This is a genomic window from Rathayibacter sp. AY1C4, from assembly GCF_002932195.1.
Classification (GTDB): Bacteria; Actinomycetota; Actinomycetes; order Actinomycetales; family Microbacteriaceae; genus Rathayibacter.
The window spans coordinates 23,309-43,895 of sequence record NZ_PSWE01000026.1 but is presented as its reverse complement, the minus strand read 5'-3'; the positions used below and the strand labels follow the sequence as shown (position 1 = coordinate 43,895).

The following is a 20,587-nucleotide window of genomic DNA, read 5'->3' as shown; positions in this document are numbered from 1 at the left end:
CGCGGTCGGAGCGTGGTCTAGGTTCGATCCGTGACCGAACAGAGCAGCCTCAGCGCAGACCCGAGTAGTCCCGTCTTCCGCAGTGATGTCGTCGTCGAGCTGGTCCGCGCGAGCGCCCACGACTCCGACGTGCTGTTCGCGGCCCGCGTCTCGACCCAGGGCGAGAAGACGCTCGCCGAGGCGCTCGACGGCGAGGAGTCCGACGCCGAGCTGCAGCGCAAGCGCGACCGCGGCCTGATCAACTACCTCATGCGCGACCGCCACGGCTCGCCGTTCGAGCACAACTCGATGACCTTCTACGTGCAGGCGCCGATCTTCGTCTTCCGCGAGTTCATGCGGCACCGCATCGCCTCCTACAACGAGGAGTCGGGCCGCTACCGCGAGCTCCGTCCGGTCTTCTACGTGCCCGGCCCCCGCCGCAACCTCGTGCAGGTCGGCAAGCCCGGCGCCTACTCCTTCGAGCCCGGCACCGCGGAGCAGGCCGAGCTCGTCGCCGAGGAGACGCGCCGCGTCAGCACGCAGGCCTACGAGTCGTACCGGCGGATGCTCGGCGAGGGCGTCGCCCGCGAGGTCGCCCGGATCGTCCTCCCGCTGAACATCTACTCGTCGATGTACGTCACGCTCAACGCCCGCTCGCTGATGAACTTCCTCTCCCTGCGCACCAAGCGCGAGGACTCGACGTTCCCCTCCTTCCCGCAGCGCGAGATCGAGATGGCGGCCGAGCAGATGGAGACGCACTTCCAGGAGCTGATGCCCCTCACGGCCGCCGCCTTCACAGCGAACGGCCGCGTCGCTCCGTAGCCCGCCGCCCGGCGAGGACGAGCGGGCCGTCCCGCCCGATCCGCCTGCTGCCGTCCGCGCGGGCGGCTCCGGGAACCTCCTCCCGGCGGCGCGGCGGCGACCCGCTACCCTGGCAGCGTGTCAACTCCGGAGAATCCCTTCGGCCAGGTCCTGGTCGCCCTGGTCACCCCGTTCACCGCCGACGGCGAGGTCGACTGGCCCGGTGTCGAGGAGCACATCGACGACTGCATCGCAGCGGGCGCGGACGGCATCGTGGTCACCGGGACCACGGGCGAGACCAGCACCCTGACCGACCCGGAGAAGATCCGCCTCGTCGAGGTCGGCCGCTCGGTCGCCGGGGGCCGCGCCAAGATCATCACGGGAGGCGGCTCGAACGAGACCGCCCACGCCATGCAGCTCGCCCGTCAGAGCGAGAAGGCCGGCGCCGACGGCAACATGATCGTCACCCCGTACTACAACAAGCCCACGCAGGCGGGCGTGCTCACCCACTTCCGGATGATCGCGGATGCGACGGACCTGCCGGTGATCCTCTACGACATCCCCGGCCGCACCGGCGTGCCGATCCGCTACGAGACGATCCTGCGGGCGGCCAAGCACCCGAACATCCTGGCCGTGAAGGACGCGAAGGGCGATCTCTCCGAGGTCAGCCGCGTGCTCAACCAGACCGACCTGATGTACTTCTGCGGCGACGACGCGAACGTGCTCCCCGAGCTCGCCATCGGCGCCACGGGGCTCATCGGCGTCACCGCGAACATCGCCGCCGCGCCGTACCGCACGATCGTCGACGCCGTGAACGCGGGCGACCTCCACGCGGCCACCCGCGCGCACCAGCAGCTCGAGCCGCTCGTGCGCGCCGTGATGACGCACGTCCCCGGGACCGTCGCCGCGAAGTACATCCTGCACGGCCTCGGCCGCATCTCCTCGCCGCGCGTGCGGCTGCCCCTGGTCGGCCCGGAGGAGTCGGAGGCGGCGCTCATCGAGGACGAGCTCGGCCTGGTCCGCGACATCCCGGGCGTCGACTTCCGCAACTTCCGGCCCGACCGCAACGCCGCGGCCGGCGGCGCCCTCCCGAAGGTCGCCGGCACCACCCGCTGAGCCCGAGCGGCACGTCCCGAGAAAGCACCGCTGGAGAAGGAGGGCGCATGCCCGGTCCCGTGATCATCCCCGCCCCGCTCGCTCCGGGAACGCTCCGGATCATCCCCCTCGGCGGCCTCGGCGAGATCGGCCGCAACATGACCGTCTTCGAGATCGACGGCAGGCTCCTGGTCGTCGACTGCGGCGTGCTCTTCCCGGAGGAGGACCAGCCGGGCGTCGACCTGATCCTCCCGGACTTCACGCCCATCCGGGACCGGCTCGACGACATCGTCGGAGTGGTCCTCACCCACGGCCACGAGGACCACATCGGCGCCGTCCCCTACCTGCTCCGCCTGAAGCGCGACATCCCGCTGATCGGGTCCACCCTCACGCTCGCCCTCGTCGAGGCGAAGCTCAAGGAGCACCGGATCACGCCGTACACGCTCACGGTGAAGGAGGGCGACGTCGAGAACCTCGGGCCCTTCGAGCTCGAGTTCGTCGCCGTGAACCACTCGATCCCGGACGCGCTGGCCGTGTCGATCGTCACCGACGCCGGCTCGGTGCTGCACACCGGCGACTTCAAGATGGACCAGCTGCCGCTCGACGGCCGGATCACCGACCTGCGCGCCTTCGCCCGCCTCGGCGAGGAGGGCGTCGATCTGTTCATGGTCGACTCCACCAACGCCGACGTCCCCGGCTTCACGCCGAGCGAGCGCGACATCGGCCCGGTCATCGAGAGCGTCATGGCCAGGGCGACCCGCCGCGTCATCGTCGCGAGCTTCTCCAGCCACGTGCACCGGGTGCAGCAGGTGCTCGACGCGGCCCACGCCACGGGCCGCCGCGTGGCGCTGCTCGGCCGCTCCATGGTCCGCAACATGCGCATCGCCGCGGATCTCGGCTACCTGCACGTCCCTCCGGGAGTCCTGGTCGACATGAAGAAGTCGGGCGACGTCCCCGAGGACAGGATCGTCTACATGTCCACCGGGTCGCAGGGCGAGCCGATGGCCGTCCTCAGCCGGATGGCCAACCTCGATCACCAGATCGAGCCGGGGGAGGGCGACACCGTGATCCTCGCCTCCAGTCTCATCCCCGGCAACGAGAACGCGGTGTACCGGGTCATCAACGGGCTCACCCGGCTCGGAGCGACCGTCGTGCACAAGGGCAACGCGAAGGTGCACGTGTCCGGGCACGCCGCGGCCGGCGAGCTCCTCTACTGCTACAACATCCTCAAGCCGCTGAACGTGATGCCGGTGCACGGCGAGTACCGGCACCTGGTCGCGAACGCGCAGCTCGCGCGTGAGACCGGGATCGCGGAGGAGAACACGATCATCGCCGAGGACGGCACCGTGATCGACCTGCTCGACGGCAGGGCGACCGTCGTCGGACGGCTCGACCTGGGGTTCGTCTACGTCGACGGATCGTCGGTGGGCGAGATCACCGACGCCGACCTCAAGGACCGGCGGATCCTCGGCGAGGAGGGCTTCATCTCGATCATCGTGGTGGTCGAGGCGGGCACGGGGCGGATCGTCGTCGGCCCCGAGATCCACGCGAAGGGCTTCGCGGAGGACGACAGCGTCTTCGACGAGGTCAAGCCGCGGATCGCGGCCGCGCTCGAGGAGGCGGTGCGGAACGGGGCGAGCGACCAGCACGCGCTGTCGCAGGCCGTCCGTCGCGTCGTCGGCCGCTGGGTCAACACCTCCTACCGCCGCCGGCCCATGATCGTGCCGCTCGTCATCGAGGCCTGAGCCTCCCGGCCGGCGGCGGATCGGCGCCGGCCGTCGCGGCGCGGGTCACCGGCCCTGACGGGGGCGGCGGGTACGGTGGCCTCATGGCGACCAGTACCAAGACGACCTCGCGCGGGCGCGGCAGCGCGACTCCGCGCTCCGGCGCGCCGCGATCCGGCCGGGGCTCGGGCAAGGCGGCCGCTGAAACGAAGACGGTGGCCTTCGAGTCCGCCCCGCGCACCAACCCCGCCGTGCGGCTCTGGATGGCGCTGGCCCACCTCGCGGGCGGCGCCGCCCGCGCCCTCGGTCCCGAGCGGCTGGCGAAGGAGGAGCGCCGCGACGGCGTCCCCTTCCTGCTGCTGCTGCTGGCCGTCGCGGGCGCGGTGGTCGAGTGGTTCCTCGCGACCGACCCGGTCGCCCTGGTGCTCGACGCGTGGAGCTTCGGCGGCTTCTTCGGCCGTGTCGCCTACGTGCTGCCGGTCGTCCTTCTCCTCTTCTCCCTCTGGCTCTTCCGGCACCCCCGGTCCGTCGACGACAACGGGCGGATCGGCGTGGGCGTCATCACGCTGCTCGTCGCCTCCGCCGGCATCTGCCACGCGCACCTCGGCCTGCCGCAGCCCGGCCAGGGAATCGAGACCATGGCGGCCGCGGGAGGCGTCCTCGGCTGGCTGGTGGGCGCCCCGCTCGCGGCGATCGCCACCGTCCCCGGCGCGACCGTGCTGCTGTCGCTCGTGATCCTGCTGTCGCTGTTCATCATCACCAAGACCCCGCCGAACCGCATCGGCGCGCGCTCGCGGGAGCTCTACGGCTACCTCTTCGGCGCCCCCGTGCTCGACGACGAGGAGCGCGCCCGCCTCAAGGCCGAGCGGGCCGCCGCCAAGGCCGCGGCGAAGGCGGAGGCCGAGCAGGAGGAGGACGCGCAGCAGGACGGCGGAGAGCTGCCCTGGTGGCGGCGCACCGAGTCCGGGCGCGAGGACGAGCCGACCGTGCAGACCGAGCTCCCGATCGACTCCTTCACCGAGGTGCTCGAGGGCGCCGCGCCCGCCCGCGGCCGCGCGAAGGGCTTCGACACCGCGCTCGAGGAGCGCGACGACGAGGCCCACCCGCCGACCCGCTCCTACGCCACCGAGGTGCTGGCCGAGGCCGAGACCGCCGAGGCGGCGCTCGCCCGCTTCGAGCAGACGGGCGCTTCCCGCGGCGCGACCGGCGTGGTCGACGACGACGCGACCGAGGTCATCCGGCTCGACCGCCTCGACGTGGCGCCCGCCGTCCCGGTCCCGCCCGTCATCGAGACCGGCCCGATCGCGCCCCTCGCCGAGGAGGACCCGACCGCCGGGTTCGACTCCTCGTTCGAGGACGACGCGCCGTACCGCCTCCCCTCGGCGGCCGCCCTCTCGACGGGCACGCCCTCCAAGGCGCGCTCGGCGGCCAACGACGAGATGGTCCGCGCCATCACCGAGGTGCTGCAGCAGTTCAACGTGGACGCGACGGTCACCGGCTTCTCCCGCGGCCCGACCGTCACCCGCTACGAGATCGAGCTCGGCCCGGGCGTCAAGGTCGAGCGCGTCACCGCGCTCAGCAAGAATCTCTCCTACGCCGTCGCCAGCAACGAGGTCCGGATCCTCTCCCCGATCCCGGGCAAGAGCGCGATCGGCGTCGAGATCCCCAACACGGACCGCGAGATCGTCTCCCTCGGCGACGTCCTCCGCTCGCCGGCCTCGACGACGTCCACGCACCCGATGACCATCGGCGTCGGCAAGGACGTCGAGGGCGGCTACGTCGTGGCGAACCTCGCCAAGATGCCGCACCTCCTGGTCGCCGGCTCCACCGGCTCCGGCAAGTCCAGCTTCGTCAACTCGATGATCACGAGCCTGCTGATGCGCGCGCGCCCGCAGGACGTGCGCATGGTCCTGATCGACCCCAAGCGCGTGGAGCTCACCATCTACGGCGGAGTGCCGCACCTGATCACTCCGATCATCACGAACCCCAAGAAGGCCGCCGAGGCGCTGCAGTGGGTCGTGAAGGAGATGGACATGCGCTACGACGACCTGGCGTCGTTCGGGTTCCGTCACATCGACGACTTCAACGCGGCCGTCCGCGCGGACGAGATCAAGCTCCCGGCGGGCAGCAGCCGCGTCCTCAAGCCGTACCCGTACCTCCTCGTGGTGGTCGACGAGCTCGCCGACCTGATGATGGTCGCCCCGCGCGACGTCGAGGACTCGATCGTGCGGATCACCCAGCTCGCGCGCGCCTCGGGCATCCACCTCGTGCTGGCCACGCAGCGGCCGAGCGTCGACGTGGTGACCGGCCTCATCAAGGCGAACGTGCCCAGCCGCCTCGCCTTCGCGGTGACCAGCGTGACCGACTCGCGGGTCATCCTCGACCAGCCGGGAGCCGACAAGCTCATCGGGCAGGGCGACGGCCTCTTCCTCCCCATGGGCACCAATAAGCCGATGCGCGTTCAGGGCGCCTGGGTCCGCGAGGACGAGATCGCGAAGGTCGTCGAGCACGTCACCCGTCAGGCGCAGCCCGAGTACCGCCAGGACATCACCGTGCAGGCGCAGCGCAAGGAGATCGACTCCGACATCGGGGACGACCTCGAGCTGCTGGTCGCGGCGGCCGAGCTCGTCGTCAGCACGCAGTTCGGCTCGACCTCGATGCTGCAGCGCAAGCTCCGCGTCGGCTTCGCCAAGGCCGGCCGACTGATGGACCTGCTCGAGTCGCGCGAGGTCGTCGGCCCCTCCGAGGGGTCGAAGGCCCGCGACGTGCTGGTCACCGCCGAGCAGCTGCCGGGCGTCCTCGCGCGCATGCGCGGCGAGGACCCGGGCGAGGGGCCGGCCGCGCCGTCCTCGGTCGCCCCGGACCCGTACGCGGATCCGCTGGCCGAGCCGACGGGGCCCGCCGCCACCGACTACCACGACGACGACGAGGGGTCCGGCGAGGACGCCTGGACGCTGACGGGACGCGAGTGACCGTCCCGGTCGCCCGCACTGCGAGGAACGGCGGAGCACGATGACCCACCCCACCGCACCGGCTCCGGCCGCGTCGGGCAACTGGAACCTGCCGAACGCGATCACGGTCGTCCGGATCCTGCTGGCGCCCGTCTTCTTCTGGCTCCTGCTGGCCGACGGGGGGCAGGACGGCGGGATCCGGATCGCCGCGGCGCTCCTCTTCATCGTCGCGATCGCCACGGACGGCATCGACGGGCACATCGCCCGGAGCCGGGGCCTCGTGACCGATCTCGGCAAGCTCCTGGATCCGATCGCCGACAAGGTGCTGACCGGTGCGGCGCTCGTCGGGCTCTCGATCCTCGCGGAGCTGCCGTGGTGGGTGACGATCGTCATCCTGGTGCGCGAGATCGGCATCACCGTCTTCCGGATGGCCGTGCTCTCGGACCGGGTGATCCCGGCGTCACGGGGCGGCAAGCTCAAGACGATCGTGCAGTCGATCGCGATCTCCCTCGCTCTGCTGCCGCTCTGGGCCGTCCTCGGCGAGTGGGTCCACTGGCTGAACGGGATCACGATGACGGCCGCGGTGGTGCTCACGGTCGCCACCGGGATCGACTACCTCGCCGACGCCGCCCGCCAGAGCCGGGCCGCCCGGTCGACGCGGTGACGGCCGCGCAGCTGATCGCCGAGCTCCGGCGGCGGGGTGTCGACCTCGCCGTCGCGGAGTCGCTCACCGGCGGCGCGCTCAGCTCCGCCCTCGTGGAGGTGCCCGGCGCCTCCGCCGTGTACCGCGGGGGAGTGGTGAGCTATGCCACCGACCTCAAGGACCGGCTCCTCGGGGTCGACGCGCGCGTCCTCGGCGAGCGGGGGCCCGTCGATCCCGGAGTCGCCGTGCAGATGGCGCGCGGAGCGTCCTCGCGGCTCGCAGCCGACGGGCGTCCGACGCTCGGCCTGGCGACGACGGGGGTCGCCGGTCCGGATCCGCAGGGGGATGCGGCCGTCGGCACCGTCTTCGTGGCGGCCGTCCTCGGCGAGGACGAGCTCGTCCGTGAGCACCGGTTCGACGGCGACCGCGCCGCGATCCGCGCCGCCTCGGTCGACGCGGCTCTCGCCCTCGGCGCGGAGCTGATCTCCCGCGGCGCATGAGGCGGATACCCAGCGAGGGCCCTCCGGGAATCGGAATGCGCCGCATTGCGGCCCGGTTACAACTGGTGTCGCTCACACGCAAAGTCCAGTCATCCGGTATTAGAGTCGACACCATACGAACCGGGTAGTGAACAGCTATCCGGTTCTCTCGTCCCAGCCCCCCGATCACCCGCTCCGGAGAATCTCCGGCGCTCGTGCTCGCGGTGCAGGTGCACGACATGCGGTTGACGTGGAGAAGGAGGGTCCAGTGGTTCTAGTTCGTCAGGAGATCGGCGATGTCCTCAGGGACTTTCGCCTGCAGAAAGGTCGTACGCTCCGTCAGGTGGCGAGCAAGGCGAGCGTTGCGCTCGGCTACCTGAGCGAGGTCGAACGCGGTCAGAAGGAGGCCTCCTCGGAGATCCTCGCCTCTGTCGCCGACGCCCTCGACACCCCCATCTCGGTGATCATGCGCGAGGTCGGCGATCGTCTCGCCGTCATCGAGGGCATCGACACCATCCCCGACACCATTCCGGCCGACATGGTCGCCGGCTTCGACGCGGACCTCGTCACGCAGTAGTCGGCCCCCGTCCCCTCCACTCACCGCACCCGTTCCACGCGAAGGGCGCCCAGGCTCCGGCCGGGCGCCCTTCGGCGTTCCCGGGGGAGTGCGGCCTCCGGGCAGCGGCTACCGTGGACGCATGCGCTTGAGCGAGTTCCGGCAGCTGGTGGACGACGAGTTCGGCGGCGCCTATGCCCGTGTCCTGGTCTCGGACCTCGTGCTGACCGAGCTCGGGGGCCGCACCGCCGAGCGCGCCCTCGCGGACGGAGCGGAGCCGCGCGAGGTCTGGCTCGCCCTCTGCCGCGCCAACGACGTCCCGGAGGCCCGGTGGCACGGCGTGGATCCGCGGAAGCGCCACCGCTGACGCTCCCGTCGCCGAAGCCGTGTTCGACACGCCGACGGCTCGTGCTCGAATCCGTGTTCGAACGGGTCTAGGCTCCTCCACAGAAGCAGGAACGGCCCCGTCTCCACGGAGTCGCTCTCGCTCGGCCCCGATGTCGGTGGTCGGGCGTACCGTCGGAGACACCTGAACGGACCTGCTTCACCGCCTTGTCGCAGCCGGCCGGCACTGTCACTCCGACAGCCACCGGCATGTCGCGACAGCCTGTAGGCGACACCACCACGAACACGAGAGCGAGACGGCCATGCCCAGTTCCTCCGACCGCGAGAAGTCCCTCGAGACCGCACTCGCCCAGATCGACCGCCAGTTCGGCAAGGGCGCCGTCATGCGCCTCGGAAGCGACGACCGCGCTCCCGTCGAGGTGATCCAGACCGGTTCGATCGCGCTCGACGTCGCGCTCGGGATCGGCGGGCTCCCGCGTGGCCGCATCGTCGAGATCTACGGCCCCGAGTCCTCCGGAAAGACCACCCTCACGCTGCACGCGATCGCGAACGCGCAGCGCAACGGCGGCATCGCCGCCTTCATCGACGCGGAGCACGCGCTCGACCCCGAGTACGCCAAGAAGCTCGGCGTCGACATCGACTCCCTCCTCGTGTCGCAGCCCGACACCGGAGAGCAGGCGCTCGAGATCGCCGACATGCTCGTGCGCTCGGGCTCGATCGACCTCATCGTGATCGACTCCGTCGCGGCCCTCGTGCCGCGTGCCGAGATCGAGGGCGAGATGGGCGACTCCCACGTCGGCCTGCAGGCCCGCCTCATGTCCCAGGCGCTGCGCAAGCTGACCGGCGGACTGAACACCACGAACACCACGATGATCTTCATCAACCAGCTGCGCGAGAAGATCGGCGTCTTCTTCGGAAGCCCCGAGACCACGGCGGGCGGCAAGGCGCTCAAGTTCTACGCGTCGGTCCGCCTCGACATCCGCCGCATCGAGACGCTGAAGGACGGCACCGACGCGGTCGGCAACCGCACCCGCGTCAAGGTCGTGAAGAACAAGATGGCCCCGCCCTTCAAGCAGGCCGAGTTCGACATCCTCTACGGCGTCGGCATCTCCCGCGAGGGCAGCCTGATCGACTTCGGTGTCGAGCACGAGATCGTCCGCAAGTCGGGCGCCTGGTACACCTACGACGGCGACCAGCTCGGCCAGGGCAAGGAGAAGGCGCGCCAGTTCCTCATCGACAACCCCGATGTGGCCGCCGAGATCGAGAAGCGCATCCTGGTCAAGCTCGGCGTGATCGTCGACCCGAACGCGGCCGTCGAGGCTGCGCCGGTCGCGATCGAGACCAAGCAGCCCGTGCGCAAGGGCGCCTAGCCCGTGGCGGAGAAGGCCGCGGAGGGGGCGAAGGGCCGCCCCGTGGCCTTCCTGCCCTGGGTCGACCGGGGTGCGGCGGGCGACGAGGGCTGGGCTCCGGAGGCGCCGGACGCCGACGGGGCCGGGTCGCTTCCGGAGCCGTCCGGAGCCGGGACGCCGAGCACCAGTGCTCCCCGGACGGTCGCAGGAGAGTCGGGAGGCTCCGCCCTCGGCGGCGCCGCGTCTCCGGCCTCCGAGCGGATCGCCGAGCTCTCGGCTCACGTCGCCCGGCGCACGCCGGCGTTCGTCGAGAAAGCGGACGACGAGGACGACGACGACGCGATCGCGATCCCGGAGGAGATCGATCCCGAGCAGGTCGCGGATCGGATCGTACGGGGGCTCTCCCGCAAGAGCCTCTCGGTCGCCGAGGTCGAGGCGCGCCTCTACACGGAGGGCGTCGCCGAGAAGGACGCCCTCGAGATCCTCGAGCGCTTCACGCGCTTCGGCTACCTCGACGACCTCCGCATGGCGGAGCAGCTGGTCGTCTCGCTCCGCGACCGCAAGAAGCTCGGCCGCTCCTCCATCCAGCAGGAGCTGCGCGCGCGGAAGATCGACCCCGAGGCGATCGCGTCAGCGCTCGACGAGCTGGACGGCGACGACGAGTACCGCACGGCGCTCGAGCTCGCGCGCAAGCGCCTGCCGAGCCTGCGCTCGCTCTCCGACGAGGTCGCCGAGCGCCGGCTCACGGGATTCCTCGCGCGCCGCGGCTACGCCGGCGGACTCGTGCAGCGCGTCGTCCGCGAGACGATCCGCAAGCCGGGGTCGAGCGTCCGCTTCCGCTGACACGGCGAGCCGGGAGCGGTCCGACCGGAGCGTAGAATCCCACACCATGAGCACGCTCGGTACCGCCCCGTCGCCCGTCGCCGAGACCCGGCCGAGGACCTACGAGGTCCGTACGTTCGGATGCCAGATGAACGTGCACGACTCCGAGCGGCTGAGCGGTTCGCTCGAGGCGGCGGGCTACGTGTCCGCCGATGGAGCCGAGGCCGACGTCGTCGTGATCAACACCTGCGCGGTGCGCGAGAACGCCGACAACAAGCTCTACGGCAACCTCGGCCACCTCGCGTCGGTGAAGCGCCGACACGAGGGGATGCAGATCGCGGTCGGCGGCTGTCTCGCGCAGAAGGACAAGAACGTCATCCTCGACCGTGCCCCGTGGGTCGACGTGGTCTTCGGCACGCACAACATGGGCGCCCTCCCGAGCCTGCTCGAGCGCGCCCGCCACAACGACGAGGCGCAGCTCGAGATCCTCGAATCGCTCGATGTCTTCCCCTCCACGCTCCCCACGAAGCGCGACTCGACCTACAGCGGCTGGGTCTCGATCTCGGTCGGCTGCAACAACACCTGCACCTTCTGCATCGTCCCCTCGCTCCGCGGCAAGGAGAAGGACCGGCGTCCCGGCGACGTGCTCGCCGAGATCCAGGCGCTCGTGGACGACGGCGCGATCGAGGTCACCCTTCTCGGCCAGAACGTGAACTCCTACGGCGTCGAGTTCGGCGACCGCCAGGCGTTCTCGAAGCTGCTCCGCGCGGCGGGCACCATCGACGGGCTCGAGCGGATCCGCTTCACGAGCCCCCATCCCGCGGCCTTCACCGACGACGTGATCGACGCCATGGCCGAGACGCCGGCGGTGATGCCGCAGCTGCACATGCCGCTCCAATCCGGCTCCGACCGCATCCTCAAGGCGATGCGCCGCTCCTACCGCTCCGAGAAGTTCCTCGGGATCCTCGACCGGGTCCGCGATCGCATCCCGCACGCGGCGATCAGCACCGACATCATCGTGGGCTTCCCCGGCGAGACCGAGGCCGACTTCCAGGAGACCCTGCGGGTGGTCGAGGCGGCCCGCTTCGCCTCCGCCTTCACCTTCCAGTACTCCATCCGACCCGGCACCCCGGCCGCGACGCTGCCCGACCAGATCCCCAAGGCGGTCGTCCAGGAGCGCTACGAGCGGCTCGTCGCCCTGCAGGACGCGATCAGCGAGCAGGAGAACCGCGCAGTCGTCGGCCGAGAGGTCGAGGTTCTCGTCGCGACCGGCGAGGGCCGTCGCGACACGGAGACGCACCGGCTGAGCGGACGCGCCGAGGACAGCCGTCTGGTGCACTTCGACGTGCCCGAGGGCTCCGAGCAGCCGCGTCCCGGAGACGTGGTCTCCGTCCGGGTCACCCGTGCCGCCCCCTTCTACCTCCTGGCGGATTCGCCCGACGGCGCGCCGCTCCGCATCCGCCGCACCCGCGCGGGCGACGCCTGGGACCGGGCGCAGACCGAGTCCTGCGGAGTTCCGGCCGCCCCGGGCGCGAGCGGGGCGCCCCGGGTCTCGCTGGGCCTGCCGTCGCTGCGCGTGCGCGACGCCGGCACGCTGACGACGCCGATCTACGACGCCCTCGATGGCGAGCGCTGAGACCGGAGCCCCCGATACCGCGCCGGAGCTCATCGCGGTCGTCGGCGCGACCGGCACGGGCAAGTCCGACCTCTCGCTCGAGCTCGCCGAGGCGATCCGGCAGGACGGCGGCGCCGCTGAGATCGTGAACGCCGACGCGATGCAGCTCTACCGCGGGATGGACATCGGCACCGCGAAGCTGCCCGCCGACGAGCGTCGGGGCGTCCCGCACCACCTGCTCGACGTCCTCGACGTGACGGAGGAGGCGTCGGTCGCCCGCTACCAGCGCGAGGCGCGGCGCGTGATCGAGAGCGTGCTGGCGCGCGGGGCGACGCCGATCCTCGTCGGAGGCTCCGGTCTGTACGTCTCCAGCGTCGTCTTCGAGTTCTCGTTCGCGGGCACCGACCCGGCCGTCCGGCGCCGGCTCGAGGAGACCGCCGAGCGGGAGGGCCTGGGCGCCCTCGTCGAGCGGTTGCGCCGGATCGACGCCGGAGTGGCCGAGCGGATCGGTCCGCACAACGCCCGGCGCATCGTCCGCGCGCTCGAGATCGCGGAGCTCACCGGCGGGAGCACGCACAGCGCGCTGATGTCCGACGAGCCGGTTCCGTGGCGCCCCGCCTCGATCCTGTTCCTCGAGGCTCCGCGGGAGGAGCTGGTGCAGCGCCTCGACCGGCGGGTGGAACGGATGTGGGCGGCCGGGATGCTCGACGAGGTCGAGCGGCTCGTCCCCCTCGGCCTGGAGCGCGGCGTCACCGCCGGGCGGGCCATCGGGTACGCCCAGGCGCTCGCCCAGCGTGCCGGCGTCCTCCGCGAGGAGGAGGCGATCGCGGCGACGCAGGCGCTCACGCGCCGCTACGCACGTCGGCAGAACAGCTGGTTCCGGCGCTACGCCGGCGCCCACCGGCTCCCGTACGACGCGCCGGACCTGGTGTCGCGGGCGCACTCCGCCGCCCAGGCCGCCGCTCCCGCTCCTCGCTAGGCTGTGCGCCATGACGATCGAGCTGCACTTCACCAAGGGCCAGGGCACCGGCAACGACTTCGTGCTCTTCAGCGACCCGGACGGTGAGGTCGACCTCTCGCCCGCGCAGATCGCGATGATCTGCGACCGCCACTTCGGCGTCGGCGCCGACGGCGTCATCCGTGCCGTCCGCTCCCGCGCGATCCCGGAGGGCGCCGCGGCTCTGGCCGAGGAGAGCGAGGCGGAGTGGTTCATGGACTACCGCAACGCCGACGGCTCGATCGCCGAGATGTGCGGCAACGGCATCCGCGTCTACGCCGCGTTCCTGCTCGCGGGCGGCCTCGCGGCGCTCGAGCCCGGCGACACCCTGCCGATCGGCACCCGCGCCGGCGTCCGCGACGTCACCCGCAGCGGTGCCGGGTTCCAGGTCGACCTCGGCCGCTGGGAGCTGGCGGGCGGCGAGCCCCTGGTGCGGGCGAAGGAGCTCAAGGTCGCGCGCCCCGGTCTCGGGATCGACCTCGGCAATCCGCACGTGGTCGTCGCCCTCAGCAACGACGAGGAGCTCGACTCCGCCGACCTCTCCTACATCCCGCAGCTCGACCCGGAGCCCGAGGACGGCGCGAACGTCGAGTTCGTGGTACCCGGCGAGCCCCTGGTCCACGACGGCATCGGGCGGATCCGGATGCGCGTGCACGAGCGCGGCAGCGGCGAGACCCTGAGCTGCGGCACGGGTGCCGCAGCGGCGGCACTGGCGGTGCGCTACTGGGCGGGAGCCCGCGCTCCGCAGGCCTGGCGCGTGGAGGTCCCGGGCGGCACGCTCGGCGTGACGATGTTCGCGGCGGAGGAGGGCGAGCACGTCGGGCTCTCCGGCCCGGCCGACCTCGTCTTCACCGGGACGATCCGGATCGACTGAGGACCCGGTCAGGCCCGGCGGGTCGTCCGGAGCACGCGGAAGCCCTTCGCCGAGGAGACGCGCTCCACGTCGAGCCGCCCGGCGAACGCGGCGCCCAGCCAGGTCTGGAGCGAGTCTGAGCCGAGGTTGCGCTGCACGACGAGCCAGGCGTCCGCGCCCTCCTCGAGCCGCGGCAGCCAGCGTTCGAGCAGGAGATGCAGCTCCTCCTTGCCGATGCGGATCGGCGGGTTCGACCACACGGTGCGGAAGCGGACGTCGTCGGGAACATCCTCGGGCAGCACGGCGTTGACATTGAGGACGCCGAGTTCCTCGCAGTTGCGACGGACCAGCTCGAGCGCCCGCTGGTTGACGTCGACCGCCCACACCCGGGCGTCGGGGGAGGCGAGGGCGAGCGCGAGGGCGATCGGGCCCCAGCCGCAGCCGAGGTCGAGCAGGTCCCCGTCAGCGGGGGCGTCGGGCACCGCGTCCAGCAGGACGCGTGTGCCGAGATCGACGTGACCGGGGCTGAACACCCCTCCTGCCGTCGTGACCTCGAGGTCGCGGCCGGCCAGGCGGGCCTGGATCCTGCGGGGCCGGAGGTCGCCGTCGGGAGTACTCGAGAAGTAGTGCTCGGCGGCCATGAGAAGTGAACCTATCAAGACCTGAGGAGTTAGTGTTATCCGGATGACGGAAGACCTGAACGAGACCGACACGACCGAGGCCGTGGACGTCGTCTCGAGGGTCCTGGCGAACGCGCAGTCGCGTTCGGCAGGGTACTCGCGCTTCGTCGCGGGTGGAGCCCAGGCGCTGCAGAGCGCCGGCCACGAGGGCGAGAACAGCGACGGCGAGCAGTTCGACCGCGACGACCGGCAGGCGCTGCGACGCGTCGCCGGCCTCTCGACCGAGCTCGAGGACGTCACGGAGGTCGAGTACCGCCAGCTGCGCCTGGAGAACGTCGTGCTCATCGGCGTGTACTCGCAGAATTCGCTGGAGGACGCGGAGAACTCGTTGCACGAGCTCGCCGCGCTCGCGGAGACGGCGGGAGCGACGGTCCTCGACGGCCTGCTCCAGCGCCGCCCGCACCCCGATCCGAGCACCTACCTCGGCAAGGGCAAGGCCCAGGAGCTCGCGGGGCTCGTCGCGGCCCTCGGCGCGGACACGGTCGTCGCCGACACCGAGCTCGCACCGAGCCAGCGGCGTGCGCTGGAGGACGTGGTGAAGGTCAAGGTGATCGACCGCACCGCGGTGATCCTCGACATCTTCAGCCAGCACGCGAAGAGCCGTGAGGGCAAGGCGCAGGTCGAGCTCGCGCAGCTCGAGTACCTGCTCCCGCGACTGCGCGGCTGGGGCGAGTCCATGTCCCGCCAGGCCGGCGGCCAGGTGGGCGCGGGAGCCGGAATGGGCTCGCGCGGTCCGGGTGAGACGAAGATCGAGCTCGATCGTCGCCGCATCCACACCCGCATGGCGCGCCTGCGCAAGCAGATCACGGCGATGAAGCCCGCCCGCGAGGCCAAGCGCGCGAACCGCAAGCGCAACGCCGTCCCCTCGGTGGCGATCGCGGGGTACACGAACGCCGGCAAGTCGAGCCTGCTGAACCGGATGACGCACGCGGGCGTCCTCGTCGAGAACTCGCTCTTCGCGACCCTCGACGCCACCGTCCGCAAGGCCCAGACGAAGGACGGGCGCCTCTACACGCTCGCCGACACGGTCGGCTTCGTGCGAGCGCTTCCGCACCAGCTCGTCGAGGCCTTCCGGTCGACGCTCGAGGAGGTCGCGGACTCCGATGTGATCGTCCACGTCGTGGACGCCTCCCACCCCGATCCGGCCGGGCAGATCGCCACCGTGCGCGACGTGATCGGCGAGGTGGGCGCCCGCAGCATCCCCGAGATCATCGCCTTCAACAAAGCCGATCTGGTGGACGAGGGCACGCGGCTGGTGCTGCGCGGTCTCGCTCCCGACGCGGTCTTCGTGTCGGCGCGCAGCGGCGAGGGCATCGACGAGCTGGAGGCGCGGATCGCCGAGATCCTGCCCGAGCCGGACGTCGAGATCGACCTGCTCGTGCCGTACGACCGGGGCGACGTGATCTCGCATCTGCACCGCAGCGGCCGGATCCTGTCGACGCAGTACGTCGAGGGCGGCACCCACGTGGTCGCCCTCGTGCACGCCGACCTGGCGGGCTCGCTCGCCGAGTTCGCGGTTCCGCGCGCGGCCGTCGAGGCCTGATCGCCACCACCCGAGCGCCCGTCTCCCCGTCCGGGAGGCGGGCGCTCGGCGCATCCGGGAGGGGGTGCGGCGTCCCGCACCACCGACCGGCGGCGGCCGGAGGGTTCGGCGACGGGGTTTCGGCGGCCTTCCTCCGCCTTCCCGTGACCGCGACGGAGGGGCGCGCGCCCCGATCGCCGGTGCCCGTCGAACGCAGGAGGGGCCCGGCCGGCTGCACGCCGGTCGGGCCCCTCCTGCGTTCCCGGTGTCAGACCGAGCGGAGGACCGCCACGATCTTCCCGAGCACCTCGGCCTCGTCGCCGAGGATCGGCTCGAAGTTGGAGTTGCGGGGCAGCAGCCAGGTGTGGCCGTCGCGCTGGCGCAGCACCTTGACGGTGGCCTCGCCGTCGAGCATGGCCGCTACGATCTCGCCGTTCTCGGCGGTGCGCTGCGAGCGGACCACGACCCAGTCACCGTCGCAGATCGCGGCGTCGATCATCGACTCGCCGACGACCTTGAGCATGAAGAGCTCGCCCTTGCCGACGAGCTGCCGGGGAAGCGGGAACACCTCGTCGATCTGCTGGTCGGCCATGATCGGCACACCCGCCGCGATCCGGCCGACGAGGGGGACCATCGCCGCGTCGCCGACCGTCGCGGTCGACTCGAACGACCCGTCGTCCTCCGTCGAGCTGGGGACGTCGATGAGGATCTCGAGGGCGCGGGGCCGGTTCGGGTCACGGCGCAGGTAGCCGCTGAGCTCGAGCTGGTTGAGCTGGTGGGTGACGCTCGACAGCGAGGCGAGGCCGACCGCGTCGCCGATCTCGCGCATGCTCGGCGGGTAGCCGCGGCTCGACACCGAGCGCTGGATCGCGTCGAGGATCGCGAGCTGCTTGGCGCTCAGGCTCTTCCGGCGTCGGCCCGCGGCCGCCTTCGTCTTGGCGGCCGGGGTCCCGGCCCTCTGCGCGTCGCTCACGATGCTCCCTCTTCCCGGTGCGCACGCCGCGTGCGCGCCCGCCCGGTCGCGACCCGACAAGGAATGTCGGTGGTCGCTGCTCTACTACGACCAGGCTCTCGAAACTGTATCCGCCGGAACTCACGACTCGGAACATTCGTTCGAGTGTGTCGCGCGCGAGTCCGCCCGCGGATCAGCCGAAACGGTCTCTTGACCGCTTCATCGTTCGAAGATATGTTCGGTACAGGCGTTCGGGGCGGCCCTCCCGGCCGAGGGCCTCCCCGAATCCCTGTTGAAAGGAGCGATCCCATGACCGCACAGCTCACCTCCCGCCCGCTCCAGCGCTCGTCCGCGGCCCGGCCCGTCGAGGTACTGCCGTCCGCTCCCGAGCCGATGAACGCGTTCGGCGAGGCGCGCATCGTCCGCACCCGTCTGCGCCTCACGCGCCGCGGCCGCGCCGTGGTGGCCGCTCTGGGGGCCCTGCCGATCGTGGCGGGCGCCTTCGCCTTCGGGCTCAACGGCGGTGGAGCGGTCGCGTCGAGCGACGCCGCTGCAGTCGAGTTCCAGTACGTCACCGTCCACGCGGGCGAGTCGCTCTGGTCGCTCGCCGAGGAGCTCGCCCCGCAGGCGGACCCGCGCGACGTGGTCGACGACATCCTCTCCCTCAACCAGCTCTCGAGCGCGGGCGTCGAGCCCGGGCAGCGCCTCGCCGTCCCGGCCGAGTACGACATCGCTCGCTGAGCCGGGCTGCCCGGTCGTCCGCGTCGGGCGCTTCGCTACCATTCCCTGGTGACGACTCTCGACGACCTGCCCCTCCGCGACGACCTCCGAGGCAAGCACCCGTACGGCGCACCCCAGGCGGTCGTGCCCGTCGCCCTCAACGTCAACGAGAACACCCACCCGGTCCCGGACGACGTGATCGCCGACATCGTCGGGCGGGTCACGGAGGCGCTGCGCACCGTCAACCGGTACCCCGACCGCGAGTTCCGAGAGCTGCGCGACTCCCTCGCCGGCTACCTCGGTCACGGGCTCACCGCGGACGGCGTGTGGGCTGCGAACGGATCGAACGAGGTGCTCCAGCACGTCCTTCAGGCGTTCGGCGGTCCCGGGCGCTCGCTGCTGGGGTTCGCGCCCACCTACTCGATGTACTCGATCCTCGCGTCGGGGAGCGGAACGGAGTGGATCCCCGCTCCGCGCGAGGCGGAGTTCGAGATCGGAGCCGAGCACGCCGCGGAGCAGGTGCGCCGGGCCTGGCCCGACATCGTCTTCCTCTGCGCGCCGAACAACCCGACCGGGACGCCGCTCGACCTCGCCGTGATCGAGGCGGTCTACGACGCGACCGACGGCATCGTCGTCGTCGACGAGGCGTACGCCGAGTTCGCCGGCAGGGGCGCTCCCACCGCGCTGAGCCTCCTCCCCGGGCGACCGCGCCTGCTCGTGTCCCGCACCATGAGCAAGGCCTTCGCCTTCGCCGGTGTCCGCCTGGGCTACCTCGCCGCCGACCCCGCGGTGATCGACGCGCTCCGCCTCGTCCGCCTCCCGTACCACCTGTCGGCCCTCACCCAGGCCGCCGCGACCGCCGCCCTCGCTCACGCCGACGAGATGCTCGCCATGGTCGGCGAGATCATCGTGCAGCGCGACCGGATGATCGACGGACTGCGCGCCCTCGGCTACCGCCCGTACGCGACCGGCAGCAACTTCGTCCTCTTCGGCGGTGTCGCGGATCCGGCCGCCGTGTTCGAGGGCCTGCTCGCCCGCGGCGTCCTCATCCGCGACGTCGGCATCCCGAACCACCTCCGTGTCAGCGCCGGCACCGAGGAGGAGACGACCGCGTTCCTCGAGGCGCTCGCCTCCCTCCCCGCACCGTCGGCCGACCCCACGGTGGCGCTCTCGCGCGAGTGAGCTCCGCCCGGGGGCGGCGACGCGGCGCGAATAGACTGGGAGGCATGACCTCCCCGAGCGCCGCACCCGGGCGCACCGCCTCCCTCAGCCGTGCCACCAGCGAGTCGAGCATCGAGCTCTCCCTCGACCTCGACGGCACGGGCGTCGCCGATCTCGAGACCGGCGTGCCCTTCTTCGACCACCTGCTGACGGCGTTCGCGAAGCATTCGCTCACGGACCTGCGCGTCCGGGCCCGCGGCGACATCGAGATCGACATCCACCACACCGCGGAGGACATCGGCATCGTACTCGGCACGGCCATCCGACAGGCTCTCGGCGACAAGGCCGGGATCTCACGCTTCGGCGACGCGCTCGTCCCCCTCGACGAGGCGCTCGTGCAGGCGGTCGTCGACATCTCGGGGCGCCCCTACGTCGTGCACACCGGCGAGCCGGAGGGCTTCGCGCTGCACCTGATCGGCGGCCACTTCACCGGGTCGATGGTGCGCCACGTCTTCGAGGCGATCGCGTTCAACGCCGGCCTCACCGTGCACGTCACGGTGCTCGGCGGCAGGGACCCGCACCACATCGCCGAAGCGGAGTTCAAGGCGTTCGCCCGCGCCTTCCGTCAGGCCAAGGCCCTCGACCCGCTCGTCTCCGGCGTGCCGTCGACGAAGGGCGCGCTGTGAGCTCGGCCCGCCCCTCCGTCGTGGTCTACGACTACGGCTCGGGGAACGTGCACTCCGCCGTCAAGGCGCTCGAGCTCGCCGGGGCCGACGTCGAGCTGACGGGGGACCGGCAGCGGGCGCTGGAGGCGGACGGCCTCCTCGTGCCCGGCGTCGGCGCCTTCGACGCCGTGATGTCGGCGCTGACCCGCGCCCGCGGCGGCGAGATCATCGAGAAGCGCCTCGCCGGCGGGCGCCCCGTCCTGGGCATCTGCGTCGGGATGCAGGTGCTCTTCGAGCGCGGCGTCGAGCGCGGGGTCGAGAGCGAGGGCCTGGGCGAGTGGCCGGGGACGGTGGACCTCCTCCCGGCCGAGGTCGTCCCGCACATGGGCTGGAACACCGTCTCCGCTCCCGAGGGCTCGGTGCTCTTCGACGGCATCGCCGAGGAGCGCTTCTACTTCGTGCACTCCTACGGCGCCCGCGAGTGGTCGCTCGACGTGATGCCCCCGTTCCCGCGTCCCGCGGTCACCTGGGCCGATCACGGAGGCCCCTTCATCGCCGCGGTCGAGAACGGGCCGCTCTCGGCCACGCAGTTCCACCCCGAGAAGTCGGGGGCCGCCGGGCTCCGGCTGCTGGCCAATTGGCTGGGCACCCTCCGCACGAACTAGGATCGGCCGGTGG

General features: G+C 71.7%; 20 protein-coding genes. 18 read left to right on the top strand and 2 right to left on the bottom strand.

The window, feature by feature from the left end; translation table 11 throughout:
- Nucleotides 1–30: 30 nt before the first annotated feature.
- The 13 genes from thyX (at nucleotide 31) to dapF (ending at nucleotide 14,230) form a co-directional block, all read left to right on the top strand.
- Nucleotides 31–801: an FAD-dependent thymidylate synthase gene (gene thyX / locus C5C99_RS13055; RefSeq protein WP_104226301.1), complete on the top strand. Its 771-nt coding sequence runs from the start codon at nucleotides 31–33 to the stop codon at nucleotides 799–801.
- Between the two features lie 117 nt (nucleotides 802–918).
- Nucleotides 919–1,896 (top strand): 4-hydroxy-tetrahydrodipicolinate synthase, encoded by a 978-nt coding sequence (gene dapA / locus C5C99_RS13050; RefSeq protein WP_104340211.1) that lies wholly within the window; start codon nucleotides 919–921, stop codon nucleotides 1,894–1,896.
- 47 nt (nucleotides 1,897–1,943) lie between these two features.
- A complete protein-coding gene (locus C5C99_RS13045; RefSeq protein ID WP_104224470.1) occupies nucleotides 1,944–3,620 on the top strand; it encodes a ribonuclease J in 1,677 nt (558 codons plus the stop codon).
- 83 nt (nucleotides 3,621–3,703) lie between these two features.
- The gene (locus C5C99_RS13040; protein WP_104340210.1) at nucleotides 3,704–6,571 is read left to right on the top strand and encodes a DNA translocase FtsK; all 2,868 of its coding nucleotides are present in this window, start codon (nucleotides 3,704–3,706) and stop codon (nucleotides 6,569–6,571) included.
- A gap of 40 nt (nucleotides 6,572–6,611) precedes the next feature.
- Nucleotides 6,612–7,214, top strand: a complete 603-nt coding sequence (gene pgsA / locus C5C99_RS13035) for a CDP-diacylglycerol--glycerol-3-phosphate 3-phosphatidyltransferase (protein ID WP_104226303.1) — start codon at nucleotides 6,612–6,614, stop codon at nucleotides 7,212–7,214.
- Nucleotides 7,211–7,693, top strand: a complete 483-nt coding sequence (locus C5C99_RS13030; protein ID WP_104224473.1) for a CinA family protein — start codon at nucleotides 7,211–7,213, stop codon at nucleotides 7,691–7,693. Before pgsA ends, C5C99_RS13030 begins: the two co-directional genes overlap by 4 nt.
- 247 nt (nucleotides 7,694–7,940) lie before the next feature.
- Nucleotides 7,941–8,249, top strand: a complete 309-nt coding sequence (locus tag C5C99_RS13025) for a helix-turn-helix domain-containing protein (protein WP_068207524.1) — start codon at nucleotides 7,941–7,943, stop codon at nucleotides 8,247–8,249.
- A gap of 121 nt (nucleotides 8,250–8,370) precedes the next feature.
- Nucleotides 8,371–8,595, top strand: a complete 225-nt coding sequence (locus tag C5C99_RS13020; RefSeq protein WP_104224474.1) for a DUF3046 domain-containing protein — start codon at nucleotides 8,371–8,373, stop codon at nucleotides 8,593–8,595.
- A 280-nt stretch (nucleotides 8,596–8,875) separates the two neighbouring features.
- On the top strand, nucleotides 8,876–9,943 hold the full coding sequence (recA, locus tag C5C99_RS13015; protein ID WP_104224475.1) for a recombinase RecA: 1,068 nt from the start codon (nucleotides 8,876–8,878) through the stop codon (nucleotides 9,941–9,943).
- A 42-nt stretch (nucleotides 9,944–9,985) separates the two neighbouring features.
- Nucleotides 9,986–10,765 carry a regulatory protein RecX gene (locus tag C5C99_RS13010; RefSeq protein WP_181074605.1) on the top strand — a complete coding sequence of 260 codons (780 nt, stop codon included), beginning with the start codon at nucleotides 9,986–9,988 and terminating at the stop codon, nucleotides 10,763–10,765.
- A 46-nt stretch (nucleotides 10,766–10,811) separates the two neighbouring features.
- Nucleotides 10,812–12,380, top strand: a complete 1,569-nt coding sequence (miaB, locus tag C5C99_RS13005) for a tRNA (N6-isopentenyl adenosine(37)-C2)-methylthiotransferase MiaB (protein ID WP_104257216.1) — start codon at nucleotides 10,812–10,814, stop codon at nucleotides 12,378–12,380.
- A complete protein-coding gene (miaA, locus tag C5C99_RS13000; protein WP_104226307.1) occupies nucleotides 12,367–13,338 on the top strand; it encodes a tRNA (adenosine(37)-N6)-dimethylallyltransferase MiaA in 972 nt (323 codons plus the stop codon). Before miaB ends, miaA begins: the two co-directional genes overlap by 14 nt.
- Before the next feature lie 10 nt (nucleotides 13,339–13,348).
- Nucleotides 13,349–14,230 carry a diaminopimelate epimerase gene (gene dapF, locus C5C99_RS12995; protein WP_104226308.1) on the top strand — a complete coding sequence of 294 codons (882 nt, stop codon included), beginning with the start codon at nucleotides 13,349–13,351 and terminating at the stop codon, nucleotides 14,228–14,230.
- Nucleotides 14,231–14,238: 8 nt separating this feature from the next.
- Here the strand turns inward: dapF and C5C99_RS12990 are convergent, their stop codons facing one another.
- Complete coding sequence (locus C5C99_RS12990; RefSeq protein ID WP_104226309.1) at nucleotides 14,239–14,850, bottom strand: class I SAM-dependent methyltransferase; 612 nt, start codon at nucleotides 14,848–14,850, stop codon at nucleotides 14,239–14,241.
- A 43-nt stretch (nucleotides 14,851–14,893) separates the two neighbouring features.
- On the opposite strand from C5C99_RS12990, the gene hflX reads away from it, so the two are divergent.
- Nucleotides 14,894–16,432 (top strand): GTPase HflX, encoded by a 1,539-nt coding sequence (hflX, locus tag C5C99_RS12985; RefSeq protein ID WP_104340208.1) that lies wholly within the window; start codon nucleotides 14,894–14,896, stop codon nucleotides 16,430–16,432.
- Between the two features lie 247 nt (nucleotides 16,433–16,679).
- On the opposite strand, the gene lexA is transcribed toward hflX, so the two are convergent.
- The gene (gene lexA, locus C5C99_RS12980; protein ID WP_104224482.1) at nucleotides 16,680–17,384 is read right to left on the bottom strand and encodes a transcriptional repressor LexA; all 705 of its coding nucleotides are present in this window, start codon (nucleotides 17,382–17,384) and stop codon (nucleotides 16,680–16,682) included.
- Between the two features lie 288 nt (nucleotides 17,385–17,672).
- Between lexA and C5C99_RS12975 the strand changes: the two genes are divergently transcribed.
- The 4 genes from C5C99_RS12975 to hisH are packed head-to-tail and all read left to right on the top strand — an operon-like array spanning nucleotide 17,673 to nucleotide 20,574.
- Complete coding sequence (locus C5C99_RS12975) at nucleotides 17,673–18,104, top strand: LysM peptidoglycan-binding domain-containing protein (protein ID WP_308470736.1); 432 nt, start codon at nucleotides 17,673–17,675, stop codon at nucleotides 18,102–18,104.
- Between the two features lie 48 nt (nucleotides 18,105–18,152).
- Nucleotides 18,153–19,265: a histidinol-phosphate transaminase gene (locus tag C5C99_RS12970; protein ID WP_181074604.1), complete on the top strand. Its 1,113-nt coding sequence runs from the start codon at nucleotides 18,153–18,155 to the stop codon at nucleotides 19,263–19,265.
- A 44-nt stretch (nucleotides 19,266–19,309) separates the two neighbouring features.
- Complete coding sequence (gene hisB, locus C5C99_RS12965) at nucleotides 19,310–19,930, top strand: imidazoleglycerol-phosphate dehydratase HisB (RefSeq protein ID WP_104340206.1); 621 nt, start codon at nucleotides 19,310–19,312, stop codon at nucleotides 19,928–19,930.
- Nucleotides 19,927–20,574, top strand: a complete 648-nt coding sequence (gene hisH, locus C5C99_RS12960) for an imidazole glycerol phosphate synthase subunit HisH (RefSeq protein ID WP_104224485.1) — start codon at nucleotides 19,927–19,929, stop codon at nucleotides 20,572–20,574. Before hisB ends, hisH begins: the two co-directional genes overlap by 4 nt.
- Nucleotides 20,575–20,587: the final 13 nt, after the last annotated feature.